The organism is Fictibacillus nanhaiensis (genome assembly GCF_023715445.1).
GTDB lineage: Bacteria > Bacillota > Bacilli > Bacillales > Fictibacillaceae > Fictibacillus > Fictibacillus nanhaiensis_D.
This window is the reverse complement of sequence record NZ_JAMBOD010000009.1, coordinates 79,739-93,510: the sequence shown is the minus strand read 5'-3', so window position 1 is coordinate 93,510 and position 13,772 is coordinate 79,739. Positions and strand designations below refer to the sequence as shown.

At 42.0% G+C, this 13,772-nt stretch carries 18 protein-coding genes; 10 read left to right on the top strand and 8 right to left on the bottom strand.

Going from position 1 to position 13,772, the window contains the following annotated elements; translation table 11 throughout:
• Positions 1–2: 2 nt before the first annotated feature.
• Both M3196_RS18685 and M3196_RS18680 read left to right on the top strand, forming a co-directional pair.
• On the top strand, positions 3–500 hold the full coding sequence (locus tag M3196_RS18685; RefSeq protein ID WP_251323856.1) for a DMT family transporter: 498 nt from the start codon (positions 3–5) through the stop codon (positions 498–500).
• Between the two features lie 192 nt (positions 501–692).
• Positions 693–1,757 carry a M14 family zinc carboxypeptidase gene (locus M3196_RS18680; RefSeq protein ID WP_251323855.1) on the top strand — a complete coding sequence of 355 codons (1,065 nt, stop codon included), beginning with the start codon at positions 693–695 and terminating at the stop codon, positions 1,755–1,757.
• Between the two features lie 96 nt (positions 1,758–1,853).
• Here the strand turns inward: M3196_RS18680 and M3196_RS18675 are convergent, their stop codons facing one another.
• Positions 1,854–2,516, bottom strand: a complete 663-nt coding sequence (locus M3196_RS18675; RefSeq protein ID WP_251323854.1) for a C40 family peptidase — start codon at positions 2,514–2,516, stop codon at positions 1,854–1,856.
• A 331-nt stretch (positions 2,517–2,847) separates the two neighbouring features.
• Here M3196_RS18675 and M3196_RS18670 point away from each other — a divergent pair, with 331 nt between their 5' ends.
• Positions 2,848–3,138 (top strand): hypothetical protein, encoded by a 291-nt coding sequence (locus tag M3196_RS18670; RefSeq protein WP_251323853.1) that lies wholly within the window; start codon positions 2,848–2,850, stop codon positions 3,136–3,138.
• A gap of 28 nt (positions 3,139–3,166) precedes the next feature.
• On the top strand, positions 3,167–4,015 hold the full coding sequence (locus M3196_RS18665) for an SDR family oxidoreductase (protein ID WP_251323852.1): 849 nt from the start codon (positions 3,167–3,169) through the stop codon (positions 4,013–4,015).
• Positions 4,016–4,136: 121 nt separating this feature from the next.
• Here M3196_RS18665 and M3196_RS18660 read toward each other — a convergent pair whose 3' ends face one another.
• A complete protein-coding gene (locus M3196_RS18660) occupies positions 4,137–4,466 on the bottom strand; it encodes a MerR family transcriptional regulator (RefSeq protein ID WP_251323851.1) in 330 nt (109 codons plus the stop codon).
• Between the two features lie 199 nt (positions 4,467–4,665).
• On the opposite strand from M3196_RS18660, the gene M3196_RS18655 reads away from it, so the two are divergent.
• Positions 4,666–5,028 carry a CidA/LrgA family protein gene (locus tag M3196_RS18655; RefSeq protein ID WP_251323850.1) on the top strand — a complete coding sequence of 121 codons (363 nt, stop codon included), beginning with the start codon at positions 4,666–4,668 and terminating at the stop codon, positions 5,026–5,028.
• Complete coding sequence (locus M3196_RS18650; protein WP_251323849.1) at positions 5,025–5,708, top strand: LrgB family protein; 684 nt, start codon at positions 5,025–5,027, stop codon at positions 5,706–5,708. The genes M3196_RS18655 and M3196_RS18650 overlap by 4 nt, the downstream gene beginning before the upstream one ends.
• Positions 5,709–5,766: 58 nt before the next feature.
• Here the strand turns inward: M3196_RS18650 and M3196_RS18645 are convergent, their stop codons facing one another.
• Positions 5,767–6,591: an STAS domain-containing protein gene (locus tag M3196_RS18645; RefSeq protein WP_251323848.1), complete on the bottom strand. Its 825-nt coding sequence runs from the start codon at positions 6,589–6,591 to the stop codon at positions 5,767–5,769.
• A gap of 188 nt (positions 6,592–6,779) precedes the next feature.
• On the opposite strand from M3196_RS18645, the gene M3196_RS18640 reads away from it, so the two are divergent.
• Positions 6,780–7,178 carry a hypothetical protein gene (locus tag M3196_RS18640; protein ID WP_251323847.1) on the top strand — a complete coding sequence of 133 codons (399 nt, stop codon included), beginning with the start codon at positions 6,780–6,782 and terminating at the stop codon, positions 7,176–7,178.
• 34 nt (positions 7,179–7,212) lie between these two features.
• Entirely contained in the window at positions 7,213–8,004 is a 792-nt protein-coding gene (locus tag M3196_RS18635; protein WP_251323846.1) for a TIGR00266 family protein, read from the top strand.
• 154 nt (positions 8,005–8,158) lie between these two features.
• Here the strand turns inward: M3196_RS18635 and M3196_RS18630 are convergent, their stop codons facing one another.
• A complete protein-coding gene (locus tag M3196_RS18630) occupies positions 8,159–9,175 on the bottom strand; it encodes a S66 family peptidase (protein ID WP_251323845.1) in 1,017 nt (338 codons plus the stop codon).
• 142 nt (positions 9,176–9,317) lie between these two features.
• Here M3196_RS18630 and M3196_RS18625 point away from each other — a divergent pair, with 142 nt between their 5' ends.
• Positions 9,318–9,695, top strand: coding sequence for a hypothetical protein (locus tag M3196_RS18625; RefSeq protein WP_251323844.1), 378 nt, complete (start codon positions 9,318–9,320; stop codon positions 9,693–9,695).
• A 26-nt stretch (positions 9,696–9,721) separates the two neighbouring features.
• Here the strand turns inward: M3196_RS18625 and M3196_RS18620 are convergent, their stop codons facing one another.
• The 3 genes from M3196_RS18620 to M3196_RS18610 all read right to left on the bottom strand — a co-directional run bounded on the left by M3196_RS18620 (position 9,722) and on the right by M3196_RS18610 (position 12,497).
• Positions 9,722–10,114: a VOC family protein gene (locus M3196_RS18620; protein WP_251323843.1), complete on the bottom strand. Its 393-nt coding sequence runs from the start codon at positions 10,112–10,114 to the stop codon at positions 9,722–9,724.
• A gap of 304 nt (positions 10,115–10,418) precedes the next feature.
• The gene (locus M3196_RS18615) at positions 10,419–11,732 is read right to left on the bottom strand and encodes an amino acid permease (RefSeq protein ID WP_251323917.1); all 1,314 of its coding nucleotides are present in this window, start codon (positions 11,730–11,732) and stop codon (positions 10,419–10,421) included.
• Between the two features lie 138 nt (positions 11,733–11,870).
• Positions 11,871–12,497, bottom strand: coding sequence for a LysE family transporter (locus tag M3196_RS18610; RefSeq protein ID WP_251323842.1), 627 nt, complete (start codon positions 12,495–12,497; stop codon positions 11,871–11,873).
• Positions 12,498–12,603: 106 nt separating this feature from the next.
• Here M3196_RS18610 and M3196_RS18605 point away from each other — a divergent pair, with 106 nt between their 5' ends.
• Entirely contained in the window at positions 12,604–12,867 is a 264-nt protein-coding gene (locus M3196_RS18605) for a hypothetical protein (RefSeq protein WP_251323841.1), read from the top strand.
• 43 nt (positions 12,868–12,910) lie between these two features.
• On the opposite strand, the gene M3196_RS18600 is transcribed toward M3196_RS18605, so the two are convergent.
• Entirely contained in the window at positions 12,911–13,756 is an 846-nt protein-coding gene (locus M3196_RS18600; RefSeq protein ID WP_251323840.1) for an MBL fold metallo-hydrolase, read from the bottom strand.
• Positions 13,757–13,772 lie beyond the last annotated feature (16 nt).

The window sequence follows — 13,772 nt, the reverse complement described above, 5'->3', positions numbered from 1 at the left end:
ATATGTTCTTAGGATTATTTTTCGCGGTACTTGCGGGTGTCCTTGTGGGTCTGCAAAATATCTTTAATACCAAAGTTAATGAACATGCCGGTACTTGGGCAACAACAGCCTTGGTGCTGGGACTTGGATTCCTGGCTTCCATGACGCTTGGACTCGTTTTTGAAGGCACAGGTCTATTTATATTGGATAACATGAAAACATGGCACTGGTTCAGCGGTTTGATCGGAGTTGGGGTTGTTGTTTGCCTGGTGCAAGGAACGCGGTTGTTAGGTCCGACCTACGCTATTGCCATCGTGCTTACCTCACAGCTCGGGTTCGCTTTATTGTGGGATTCTCTCGGTTGGTTCGGATTAGAAAAGATTCCTTTTACGTTTCAGCAGCTGATTGGGGTAATCGTTATCGTTGGCGGTGTACTCGTGTTTAAGTTTGGCGGCAGTCGAGAGAAGCAAAATGTGAAACAGGTGCAAAAGCAGTTGAAGCACCATACCGTGGGGAGATAATACAATCTCCTCTTTTTTAAACAAAAAAAACATCCTACTTATTACCTTGCTGATCTCTGCTTTTTCACAAAACTATATCCCTATGTAATATGGAAAAAATGGGTAGTCCTTTCTATTAAAATGAATCCATTAGTACGTTACACTTTAAAAGAAGAACCTTTTTGAAAATTCAAAATATGGAGGTATATTCTAATGAAAGTGCAAAAGAAAGTATTATCCGTTACATTATCTGGTTTAATGGCTTTTGGAGCTTTAACTGCAGTCTCTTTCCCAGCACACGCTGTCGGAAATGGTCCCGGCACAGGTAATGGATCCATCCAAACTTCTATTCTACATACTTATGTTGAAATGGTAGATTACTTAAAAACTCAAGAAGCAAAGCAACCAGCGATGGACCTTGAAGTGATCGGTCAAACCGTAAAAGAACGCGACATCTATATGGCCAAATACATTTCAAATCCTGAAAACCCTACCATTCTCTTTTTGACACAGCAGCACGGAAACGAACAACTCACCACTGAAGGAGCTTTGGAGTTCATCAAACACCTGGGCACAAATAAATCGAAGGATATCCTCAATAACGTCAATATACTAGTGATTCCTATGTTAAATGCAGATGGTGCAATGGGGGATGTGAACTTCTCGCTTGAAGATTACTTAGCAGACGGCGACCGCCACCTTACTCGCTATAATGCCAATGAAGTGGACTTAAACCGTGAACATGATAAAGCGACTTCTGACATGGAGCCAGAAGCACGTGCACTTCATGAAAATGTGTTCTCGAAATACAAAATCGATTATATGATTGACTTGCACCACCAAGGAACATTGAGTGAAACGGAAGGAGAACTTGTTTCTGGTTCTATGCTTTATCCGACAAATCCTAACGTAAACCCTGAGGTACTGGAGAAATCAAAACGACTTGGCGCTGTTGTTTTTAATGCCATTCAAGATACTGGCTGGGGTCACATTGGTAAATATGTCGGCGGATCTGGTGAGAACATCGGACGCAACGGTGCAGCTGTTCGATACGACATCTCTACTCTTTTATTTGAAATGCGCGGTATGTCGGACCATTATAGAGAAGACTATGCTCTTGGCCAAAAGAGTAACGGTTATTTAATCAAGCAGACAATCGTAACTTTGGAAGCTACAGTTCGTGCGATAGCGGATGACTCCATTGAAACTGTTGATGCAAGCTTCTGGGATACATTGCCCGAGCAAAAGAATCGTTCTGGTGAGGAAGCCGACGAATAAAATAAAATTGCAAGAAACAGTTCTTTAATAGGACTGTTTTTTTCTATGTACAAAAAACACACGAGATAATAACCTCGTGTGTTTAAATCGTTCTTATTATTCGTAACTTTTCGCTCCGATATATTTGTCGCTCCAGTACGAACTATTGAGTTCATCTGCTGTTACGCCTTTAGATGATGAGGCGTGCATGAACTGATCGTTACCGATGTATACGCCTGCGTGGCTCGGACCGTCTCCTTCTAAATTAAAGAACACGATGTCGCCTACTGCAGGTGAATCTACTGCTGTTCCTTCTGCGTAGATTTCATCCACTGTTCGAGGAAGGTCAATGTTTTCTGCTTCATCAAATACATAGTTTAAGTATCCGCTGCAATCAAAGCCGTCTGGTGACTCTCCGCCCCACTTATAAGGAGTGCCTTCGTATTTTTTTGCCACTTCGACGATATTGGAGTCGCTGTTTTCGCTGCTTTCCCCATCAACACCCAATGCTTTAAATGTTTCATCTCCAGCGATGCCGTCTACCGTGATTCCTTTTGCTTCCTGGAACTGTTTCACGGCGTCCGTGGTATAGTCACCATAGTAAGTCGTGGTTTTACTATATGAAAAATATCCTTTTTGGTCTAATGTTTGCTGTAATTCTTGTACGTCTGAATGCTGCATACCGGGTTCTAGCGTTTGATCTCCCATTTCGGCATGACCTACCGCCGGATTAAACGCTACAACACCTGCTACTGCTAATCCTGCTGCTATTCGTTTCAAACTACCATCCCCTTTTCTTTATTTAATCTGACCTGTCCCATACTAACAGGTAGAGATGACAGCGAGATTTAAATGCAGTTACAGGGGAATAACAATTTTTGGGCAAATGTATGATAAATCACATATTGTAATATTGGAGGAAATTAGGATACAGATCAAGATGATGAATGAAGTTGATCGTATAGGAGATTGAAAGAATGAGTAAACCCTTTCCGAAGATGAATCAGTTGATTGCCGCTAAGGTTGAGGACATGTAGGATAATAGTAGGAAAGATTAGATCTAAATTGTATAGAGTATAGTAAAGGGTCAAAAAATGAAGGAGGCATCTATTTGGAGTTCCCATTCATCCACACTAACTTTTGGGATGCTTTAATCGCTGTACCTGCCATAATCGTCCTCATTGAAGTTCTTAAGATTTTCCTCCCTTCCCTATCTGCCGGAATTCCTGCGATTGCGAATGGCTTAGGGCTCATGATTTCCATATTTATCGCCCACCCTCATAGCCTTTGGACAGGAATCGTGATGGGAGTCATCTATGGAGTAACAGCTGTGGGAGCTTATGCGGTATTCGTGGCAGCCATCCATTCTTATCGGGATAAAAAGGCCATCGAATCCTTATAAATAGAAAAAGAAAGATTAGGAGAAACCGATGAAAAGAAAACGCGCCATTGTGACCGGTACTTCGAGCGGATTCGGCATGCTATGTGCTTTGGAACTCGCGAAGGCCGGTTTTGAAGTGATCAGTACGGTAAGAAATATCGATAAGGCAGAAAATCTGCTTCGATTGGCGGAAGAACAGAAGGTAACTGACTTGATCCTGCTGCAGACACTCGATGTGACCTCAGAGGAATCCGTCCGATCTTTTGCAGAATATGTTTCAAAGTTTCCTAGTGTAGATGTGCTCGTAAACAACGCGGGGTTTGCACTTGGCGGATTTTGTGAAGAGCTTGCGGTGAAAGAATACCGTTTGCAGTTTGAGACAAACATCTTTGGTGTGATCTCCGTAACGCAAGCCGTGCTTCCCGTTATGAGGAAAAATCGGACAGGCCGGATCATTAACATGAGCAGCATCTCTGGAAAGTTTGGTTTTCCGGGATTGTCTCCTTACACGGCATCTAAGCATGCGCTTGAAGGTTTTAGCGAGAGCCTCCGTCTGGAAGTTAAACCATTTGGCATTGATGTTGTTCTCGTTGAACCAGGGTCTTACCAGACAAACATCTGGTCATCCATCGACAATACCACTATCAAGTCGGACTCTCCCTACCACTTTTATATGGAGAGGCTGCTAAGTGAGATTGAGTCTAGCAAAGCGAGTCACGGAAACCCGCATGAAGTGGCAAGACTAGTAGCGAAGATCGCTTCACAAAAAAAGACACCGAAACTACGGTACCCAATTGGCAAAGGGATTAAGCTAAGGCTTTTTATGAAGTCGATCTTTCCTTGGAAGCTTTTAGAGCGTGTAATCTTGAAAAAGTTGCTTGGAACGAAAAAAAGGTAGTCATTCGACTGCCTTTTTACACGTTAAGAAGGATAAACGAAGTAAGTCAAACAAGTTTAGGAATAAAGTATACGTGCAACTAAGGCTGACGAATAAGGCTTGGCGTCAGCCAAGTTTTTCTTTACATCAGTTTGTTGTTTTTAAAATGGGCATTGAACTGACCGCGTAGCATCTCTTTAAGCATCTTCTTTTCGATTGGCTTTGTTTCTTTTTTCATCTCCTTCCTAATCTCCTGTGTTTGTACCCCCTCTTCCCTTTTATTCGCAATTTCAATGAGCTTTTCAATGTCAGAAAACGAAAATCTTCGCGTTCCTTTCTCATTGCGGTCAGGGAATATCAATTTTCGCTCTTCATAATATCGGATCTGTCTAAGAGATAATCCTGTAAGTTCCCTCACAATTCCTATTGAAATGACCTTTTTATCCTTGTACGGCATACTTTCAAAAGACATTTCAGCCACTCCTTCTCTAATAAAAAGAGCCCCCTTGCTTTCCACTTTATCTTAATGAAACATCTAATCAACAAAACTGTGAGATTATCTGACATTAATTTTCTGAAAATTTAAAAACATTGGTATATTTTCTGACAAGTTTGTAGATGGTTTCATTTCTGTTCTTTACACTTAAGGAAATAAATGCGAGGTGGTTCTGATGCCCAAGGTATTTTGGCAGTTTACGCTGATCTTCTCTTCTCTAGCCTTTGGAAATGCCATTGTATCTTTCTTCCGACTGCCGCTTTCCGGAAGTATTGTAGGGATGCTCTTACTGTTTTTATCACTATTGACCGGTATCATCCAGATCGAATGGGTAGAAAAAGCAGCAAACGTTCATCTGCAGCATATGACTTTGCTATTCATCCCGCCAGTTATCGGAGCTCTTGTTTACTTTCATCATATCCATATGAAAATCTGGAAGCTCGGTGTCGTAATAGCCGGAAGCAGTTTATGTATCATCATCATTACAGGTTATTCCGTAGAGCTTTACGAAAAATTGAAAAGGAGACTAAAACGATGATTGAAAATATGTTGATTAGTACAGGGATCACCGTGTTCGCTTATCTTATCGGTTTAAAGATATTTCAAGCCTTTAACCGCAATGTTTGGCTGAACCCGCTCTATACCGTCACTCTGTTTCTGTTCATATTTCTTCCATTCCTTCACCTGGATTATCAATCGTATGAAAACGGAAGCGGAGTGTTCTCCATACTCATGCAAACTGCGATTGTTTCACTGGCGATCCCGCTTTTTAAGCAATGGCCGCTCATCAAAAAGAATTTCAAGAAGATCGGCATGGGTATTTTTGTTGGAGGAGCAGCAGGTGTTGGGTCAACTTTTTCACTTGCCAGTCTTTTCGGCATCAAAAAGGACATTATGGCATCACTGTTGCCTAAGGCAGCTACATTGCCTGTCGCACTTTCAGCATCTGGAACCCTTGGAGGCGTACCGGCGCTCACTGTATTATTCGTTCTAACATCTGCCCTGTTTTCTTTTATCTGTGGTCCTAAAGTATTGGAATGGTTAAACATAAAAAGCAAAGCGGCTAGGGGGCTCGCAATGGGGGCTTCTGCACAGGCACTTGGTGCGAGCAAATGCTTGCAATGGGGAGAAGAAGAAGGTGCGATGAGTGCGATCGCCATGACGACAACCGCCATTATCGTTTCATCCTTCATACCGTTCTATATGATTTTTTCATAAAAAAATAAGCAAAGGCCTGGAAGACTTCTCTCCCAGGCATTTTTTCTGTCTTTTAATCCTATTGTGAAATAAGGTAATCCTCTAATGCTTGCTGAAGTGTAGCTTTTGTTTGTGCTTTATTATCGAATGTTAATCCGATGCTCGTTACTTTTCGTACAATTTCTGGACGCAACCCTGTGATTACACATTCGCATCCCATCATGTTCGCCCCCTCAATGACCTTCATCATATGCTCGATTACTTCTGTTTCCATTTGTGCGATACCTGAGAGATCGATCACCAGCGTTCCAATTCGAAGTCTGCTGATTTCCATAAGAACTTTCTCTTCAATTGTATCTGAACGATAAGTATCAATGTTTCCGATTAAAGGCAGTACACACACTGTCGAAGTGATCGGAATGATTGGGACAGAGAGATTTTCAACAAGCGCACGCTGTGATTCGATCAGCTGATCCTTGTATTCTGAATAACTCAAGAATAATTCGTTTAAAAACTTGTCAATGCGGTCGTTAACTTGCCTTTCGAGATTGAAAAATCTGTTACTGTCTAAATCAATCCCATTTGATTTATCAAATTCTTGAAGGTACATCCATATGGTTCTGCGGATAGCTTGTACCCATTCTAGTTTGAACGCTAGCGTTAGGCTATGGGAAGCCCAGGATACGCCTTCTACTTTTGCAAATGATTCTAATTCACTATCATTGCCTCGGATCGTATACATCACTAGCTTATGAGCATTGGATAATAGATCAATATTCCCGATCAACAGAATTTCTTCAATTTTCCCACGAACATTTTTTGCTTCATTTAATAGGGATTCTTGGAACTCTTGTCTGTTATTGGTGAAAAAGTCGATATAATCTTTCTCCAAGGTTAAACCCATATTGTTCACTCCTATTACAGTATTTTGAATTTTCTACCTAATATATTGTAACATTTGATTAGGATAAACAAAATGATTAGAATTTGGTAAATGAAATTGTTTAAGAGATTAAGCAGTTAACAAATTTTTTTGAAACCAATCTTAACCTTCGTCCGTAATTTACTTAAATGCCTTGGAAGGAGGCTGTTTTGAAAAACAAAAACCTTTTCCCATTGCTAATCCTTATTCTCTTAGTGAGCTGCAGTTTTGGTGTCTTACATAATAAAAAACTGGAACAGTCTATACACTCCGCTATGAAAGAAAACGGCAAAGTTGATCTAGACAAAGTGGCAGATTTCAACTGGGACACCGCCCACCTGTTCCACCCTTACACGACACAATCTGAAATTAATGAAGAACTGGGATTTACGTTTAAAGATCCGAGCGGCATTAAAAGCCGTGACGATATCCATCTGCTCGTCTTTGTGCACGATCACAAGGTGATTCAGTATGTGGAGGTTTCAAGGGAGTACGGTGACCCTATCTTAGAAGATGGTGCGACTCTTACTCCTTCAAATGCTGTATTTGAAGTGAAAAGAATAAATTAAAGCTAGAATAATAGACTATTGGAGGAAAAAGAACATGAATAACCACGAGATCGATTATAAAATTTACGGTGACGACATGCAGTTTGTAGAGGTAGAGCTTGATCCGAAAGAAACAGTGATCGCAGAAGCCGGTGCCCTGATGATGATGGAAGACGGCATCGCAATGGAAACAATATTTGGTGACGGATCCTCCGGCGGCGGCAGCGGTTTGATGGGTAAACTGTTCAGTGCCGGGAAGCGTGTACTCACAGGTGAAAGCTTGTTCATGACAACATTCACGAACGAAGATAACGGGAAGAAACACGTATCTTTTGCCTCTCCTTATCCGGGTAAAATCATTCCGATGGATTTGAGTGAGCTTGGCGGAAAAGTGATCTGTCAAAAGGATGCATTTCTGGCTGCAGCTAAAGGCGTTTCTGTCGGAATCGAGTTTCAGCGCAAGATCGGAGCAGGGTTCTTCGGTGGTGAAGGTTTTATCATGCAAAAGCTTGAAGGCGATGGTATGGCCTTCGTTCATGCTGGCGGAACGATACACAAGAAAGAACTTGCACCAGGAGAAGTGCTGCGTGTGGATACCGGATGCTTAGTGGCGATGACTAGCGGCGTTAATTACAACATCGAGATGGTAAAAGGCGTAAAAACCGCTTTATTCGGAGGCGAAGGGTTATTCTTCGCAACATTAAGAGGGCCAGGAACCGTTTGGATTCAATCCCTTCCGTTCAGCCGATTGGCGAGCCGTGTGTTCGCGGCTGCACCGCACCGAGGCGGCTCCAGTGACGAAGGCAGTTTAGCTAAAGGCGTGTTCGGCATGTTGAATGGTGATTGATCGGAAGATAGGGTGAGAGCTGACTCTGGTGTAGAGTCAGCTTTTTTTGATAATCTGCCCACTTTTAGTGATAATCTGTCCGTTTCCGAAAGAAATCTGTCCGTTTTCAGCATTCATCTGTCGACTTTAAAAAATAACCGGTCCAATTCCTGCACTAAGGTCTAAAATGCTGCAATACTGTCCCCTTGCCTTCTTCAACTTCCATTTCAGCATATGCTCCATTTATAAACGTATTCTGTGGCGGCTGGTGACCACAATCAATATCATAGATAATCGGGACTCCCAGCTCTTCCGACAAATCCAGATAAACGTCTTCTGCTGTATAATCTTCCACCGGATCGTTTGCTGCACTTCTGCCAAACAGAATACCTGAACATCCCTCGAACCATCCAGCCAGCTTCATGTGCACCAACGTTCTCCTTAAATCTGTTGTGGTCATCTCGCAATTTTCAAAGTACCAAAGAATCGGTTCGTCACTGATGTAATGTTTTTTGAAGTGCTTCACATCTCCAAACGGCGTCCCGACCAAATGTCTGATGATATCAATACACCCTCCGATCAACCGGCCTTGCACTTTTTCTTTTTTACGCGAGATTGTCTTCCAGCTCGTTTCTTCTGTCAAATGAAACACACATGGTGTTGGATTATCGTGCTGCCATTTCTCTTGATAATAAGTGGAAGAATGCTGAAGTACCGACTCACCCTCTTTCGTCGACAACACCTGTTCCCACATCGCCGTCGTTCTATCCGAGTATTCCCCTCTTATATCTACGAAGTTCGTTCCGTGCGCTGTCGCGATTCCTGTTTTCAACGTAATCGCAAGCATTAATCCACTCGTATCCGAATATCCCAGAATCCACTTCTTCTTAATAGCAGAAAAATCTATATACTCAATCATCTCGATCAGCAGTTCTCCGCCCCATGGAGGGATAAGGATGTCTACAGAGCCGTCTGCCATCATCTGGTTAAACTCTTCGCCCCGTACTTTTGCTGGTGCGGACTTTGCCTTCGCTTGGGTCCAGACGGTCTCCCCCACCCTTATTTGATAGCCCCTCTTCTCCATTCGTTCGCAAGCCTGCTTGAACATATCGTGCAAAAAGGAAGGCACTCCTGAAGATGGAGCTGTAACGCCGATCGATGCATTATTTTTTAAAATGGGATACTTAATCATGTTTGTCCATCTCTCGTTTCATATTCATTTCCTCACACTAACTTGTCACTTCACTAAAAATTAGGCTGCTGTACAAGCTACTCAATCAAAGTGTACAACATATCCATATCATAGAGTGATCAGACAAGGAGGTGAATTGTTCATGTACAATCATCCTTATAACCATCATCACCATGACTCTTATGATGAACCCTTATATGTCGATCGTCCTAACGGAGAAGATGAAGAAGATGGACCTTTTGGACCGCCGCCGCAGCAATTGATCCAGCAGTCCCAAATTCCTCAGCCCTTCTTCACTTCATCCTTTCAGCCACCTCAACTCCGTGCACGTTTGTGTGCTTGTTTAGGAAACTGGGGATTGTTAGGGTTAAGACGTCAGGGTCAGTTTGGCAGAGATTTCTGGTTCTTCCCAACAGTGATCCGCAGAAACAGCGTAACAGGGTTTATCTGGATTCGTGGACGCCGCCAGCGAGTTCGCTACGAATATTCCCAAATTAGGAACTTTATTTGTTTTGGATAAAGAAAGCAGGCGCAATTCCTGCTTTTTTATTTTTGAGGAAGACTCAACTGCCACGAAACGCCGAACTGATCCTGCACCCAGCCAAATTTTTCACTGCCTGGAATTTCTCCTAACGGCATGAGGACGGACCCGCCATGTGACAATTTTTCATAGAGTCCGCTTATCTCTTCCAATGAATCGCACTCAACAAAAAGTGATATCAATGGAGTGAACGTAAATTCGTGTTTTATGGAGCTGTCGATACACATGAACGTCTGATCTTTTAATTTAAAGATCCCATGCAGCACTTTCCCATCTTGCTGATGAAGGACGTTCGAAATTTCTGAGTCATCGAATAAAGATATGTAGAAATTCATCGCCTGTTCAGCTTGTCCTGTGAACATTAGGAATGTAGTGATCTTTTGGGTGTTTGCTGCCATATGTACCTCTCTCCTTAAAAATTTCTTCTTTTAGTTAGGATTCTATTTCCTTTATAAGAAGTCCTTCACTTATTTTGTTTACTGTTGGTTCGAGTTTTTACGGTACGTGTTCTTTAATTGATTACACGTTCGCCCGATAATTACATGTTTTCACCCCAACATCACTAACTTTCACCAGGATACACCATGCTTTTTGCCCGATTCGCTTTTCGCCCCATACGACTCGCATTTCACCCCTTCCCTTTTTAATAAACAAAAAACCGCCTCTAAAGAACACCAAAAGTGTATTAAAAAGGCAGTATCATTAGTTAATTTTATGTTTTTTCTGGATCACTACTGCTATTACCCCTATTAAAGCCATAATGCCTAAGCTAACATACAGCCCGGGACGAATGGTATGATCAAACCAGGTTCCTGTTACAGCAATCAGAATGAACAAAATCCCTATTACTGATATTATTTTGCTCCACATTTTCTGCTTTAAAATTCTCATAGCTGAAATAACGATGAAGAGCCAGTTGAAAAGAAGAAGGATTCCTGCAGCAGTCGTGATATATTCGTATATTCTTCCTGGCAGAAGGAGCGCCGTGATAATGCTTGCCAGCAGTCCTGCCGCACCGAGTCCCATTGCCGGCAGAGGCAGTTCTTTAAACTTAACCTTTTTGGCGAAAAGTTTTGGAGCATCGCCATCTTCCGCTAACGTCAATAACAGGTTCGTTACCCCGAACAAAGCAGCTGCCATCGTAGAAAAACCAGCCATAATTATCGCTCCATTAAAAACATGCGGGAAAAAGGCAAGATGATACCTTTCCATTGCCGTTACAAACGGACTCTCTTTATGGTCAAATATATGTAACTCGACCGTTGTAACAGCCAGCCCAATCGAAAGTACATAGATGCTCGCTAGCAACAGAAGCATGATACTGCCTGCTTTTGTTGCATCTTCTTTCTTTTTTAACTGCATGGCCATCATTCCAATTACTTCAATCCCGCCAAACGCGTAAAATGCGTAAATGAGTGAAGACCATAATCCTGTTAAACCGCCTGTAAAATAACCATCGAATGTATCTGGAATAGAGAGATTATAAGACCGACCATCAACCAAACCGATAAGACCCGCTATTGCTAAAATGATAAACATTACGATGGCTGCAACTTTAATAACCGCTAAAATATTTTCAACTTGGTCAAACTTCTTTGTTCCTGCTAATACAACAATGATTGCAAGGACCGCATAAAAAGCGGCGAATATCCAAAGCGGAATGTGAGGAAACCAGAACTGCGAAAGAATAGACAGTGCTGTCAGCTGACTTCCCATGATAAGAATATTGGAAACCCAATAGTTCCACCCGCAGCTAAACCCCGCCCACTTGCCGTATGCTTGTGAAGCATAATAACAAAATGAACCTTTTTGCGGATCGGCTGCCGTCATCTTCGCAAGAAGCTGAAACACAATATATGTACCGATTGCGGCAAATAAAAAAGAGAATACAATCGATGGACCTGTCAGCTTAATCCCAATGGTGGATCCGAGAAAGTACCCCGTCCCGATCGTACAGCCCACTCCGATTAGAGAAAGCTGCCACCAGGCCATTGTTTTTTCTTCTGATTTATCCATTCCTGGCTGAACCGCCCCGTTGCAATTAGAATCCTTCACAATAATACCCTCCTGTTTCACAGATATTATTGTTCAACTTATAGCCCCAAAAAATTCACGCGTAAATGAAAAACAGCTCGAAAACGATCCTGAGCTGTTTTAAAAAAATAAAAACGTTATTCCTTGATATCCGAAATAAACACCAAATCCAATTAGCGATAATCCTGAAACCTTAGAAATTACACCTAAAATTCGGTCTGCCAGAAGCTTACGGAATAAGCTCGATACTAAAGCCATTGTAAAATCCCATACTAAAATTCCTGCAAAAATTGCTCCGCTATAAAGCATTAAATTTTCCAAACTATATTTTGATGCAGTTTCTGCAAGTATAGAACCATAAATACCTAACCAAAATAAGATAGTAAGCGGATTTGTAAGGGACATCAAAAAGCCTGCGGAAAAGCTTTTACCGAAATGTACCGTATAGTTTTTTTCACCTCTGATCTCACCGGACGCCTTTTTAAAGGTCTCTATCCCTGTATAAAGAAGAACAAAACAGCCGAAAAGCCACAAAAACGATTTCATAAATGCTGTGTTGATAAAACTTACGAGTCCCATGTAAACCATAAGCATGTATAATCCATCCGCAACTGTTGCTCCGAGACCGACCATCCAAGCTTGCCAGAACCCGTATTTGATTCCGCGATCCATCTGTGCGGCATTGACAGGACCGATTGGTGCAGCAAGTGAAATCCCTAACAAAACGTATTTTAGGATAAGAACCATATGAGACCTCCACGAAAAAAGATGGACAACTCTGCATGTCTACATCTTATTCGTGAAAAGTTTCAATAAGACCTAAAATTAATTTAAAGAAGAGGAGCTGTATCTAATGGAACAAAACCTGCCTCCAAAGATTCAGGAAGCTTTAGATCATGTAAAACGGGCGGACGAAGCGATGATTGAAGCACAGGCAAACGCAACACCAACTTGTTTTCAAATCGCAAAAATATGGCTCGAGACTGCTCAGCAATCGGTTCATTCTGCTGGAGAAGGGACGACAGAGGAAGAGAAAAAACAGCTTCTGCACGCTAAGGAATATTTAAGACACCTTCACGAAACTCAAGCTGCTCTACAAGAAACGAGATATGAATGAATGTACAAATCCCTCATGAAGGAATCACGAGGGATTTTTTATGTTAATCTACATATTTACCGTGGTCAGGTACTGCAAGCTCATTAAAGTTTTGTGCAAGATGAGGCAGGCCTTCTTTCAGCTTAGAACCGTTCATTGGGATCCCGTGTCCTGTTGCCGCTACAGATGGCTCTAGTGCAGCTAATGTTTGAACTGATTTTTCAGCGAGTTTCCAATCAGTCGTGAAATATTTAGGTGGTCCGTTCAGTTCTTGTTTTTGAGTCATAACCTGATATAATGACTCTTGTTTTACCGTAATAAAAGCATCCCCAGCAATCAGCACTCTGTCATTTTCTCTAAAGAAGGAAACATGACCTGGGGTATGGCCCGGTGTATGGATCCATTTCCACCCGGCTAGTCCTGGAACGGTTCCATCCTCAGGAAGAGGCTGAATGCGGCTGCCTAAATCAATCCCATGGTTCGGAAACATAGGTGAAAGCTTTGTAACCAAACCTCCATTTACAGAAGGGTCTGGTTTTGGATAATCTTTTTGCCCGTTTAAATAAGGAATCTCTTCATGATGTGCAAAGACCGGCACCTGCCACTTTTCAGCTAAATCGTTTACTGCTCCAACATGATCAAAATGCCCATGAGTGAGGAGAATAGCTTTTGGAGGGTGGTTAAACCATTTTTCAGCCCATTCACAAATCATATCCCCCGATTTAGGCATACCTGCGTCCACTAAATAATACGTACTCGGATCTTCGCTGCATTGAATAAAATAAACGTTCACAATCTTAGTCGTAAGGACGAAAACCCCCGGCGCAACCTGGTCGCCTGTATTATTTGCTACACTCGTCATCGGCAAAAATTCATGATTCATGTCTTTATTTTCAGATTGGTGTTCCATTCGTTCAACCCCTTCT

What these genes read in the sequence shown, in the direction of transcription:
- M3196_RS18685 (WP_251323856.1), top strand. Translation starts at nt 3, where the DNA reads ATGTTCTTAGGATTATTTTTCGCGGTACTTGCGGGTGTCCTTGTGGGT.
- M3196_RS18680 (WP_251323855.1), top strand. Translation starts at nt 693, where the DNA reads ATGAAAGTGCAAAAGAAAGTATTATCCGTTACATTATCTGGTTTAATG.
- M3196_RS18665 (WP_251323852.1), top strand. Translation starts at nt 3,167, where the DNA reads ATGAAAAGAAAACGCGCCATTGTGACCGGTACTTCGAGCGGATTCGGC.
- M3196_RS18660 (WP_251323851.1), bottom strand. Translation starts at nt 4,466, where the DNA reads ATGTCTTTTGAAAGTATGCCGTACAAGGATAAAAAGGTCATTTCAATA.
- M3196_RS18655 (WP_251323850.1), top strand. Translation starts at nt 4,666, where the DNA reads ATGCCCAAGGTATTTTGGCAGTTTACGCTGATCTTCTCTTCTCTAGCC.
- M3196_RS18650 (WP_251323849.1), top strand. Translation starts at nt 5,025, where the DNA reads ATGATTGAAAATATGTTGATTAGTACAGGGATCACCGTGTTCGCTTAT.
- M3196_RS18645 (WP_251323848.1), bottom strand. Translation starts at nt 6,591, where the DNA reads ATGGGTTTAACCTTGGAGAAAGATTATATCGACTTTTTCACCAATAAC.
- M3196_RS18635 (WP_251323846.1), top strand. Translation starts at nt 7,213, where the DNA reads ATGAATAACCACGAGATCGATTATAAAATTTACGGTGACGACATGCAG.
- M3196_RS18630 (WP_251323845.1), bottom strand. Translation starts at nt 9,175, where the DNA reads ATGATTAAGTATCCCATTTTAAAAAATAATGCATCGATCGGCGTTACA.
- M3196_RS18625 (WP_251323844.1), top strand. Translation starts at nt 9,318, where the DNA reads ATGTACAATCATCCTTATAACCATCATCACCATGACTCTTATGATGAA.
- M3196_RS18620 (WP_251323843.1), bottom strand. Translation starts at nt 10,114, where the DNA reads ATGGCAGCAAACACCCAAAAGATCACTACATTCCTAATGTTCACAGGA.
- M3196_RS18615 (WP_251323917.1), bottom strand. Translation starts at nt 11,732, where the DNA reads ATGGATAAATCAGAAGAAAAAACAATGGCCTGGTGGCAGCTTTCTCTA.
- M3196_RS18610 (WP_251323842.1), bottom strand. Translation starts at nt 12,497, where the DNA reads ATGGTTCTTATCCTAAAATACGTTTTGTTAGGGATTTCACTTGCTGCA.
- M3196_RS18605 (WP_251323841.1), top strand. Translation starts at nt 12,604, where the DNA reads ATGGAACAAAACCTGCCTCCAAAGATTCAGGAAGCTTTAGATCATGTA.
- M3196_RS18600 (WP_251323840.1), bottom strand. Translation starts at nt 13,756, where the DNA reads ATGGAACACCAATCTGAAAATAAAGACATGAATCATGAATTTTTGCCG.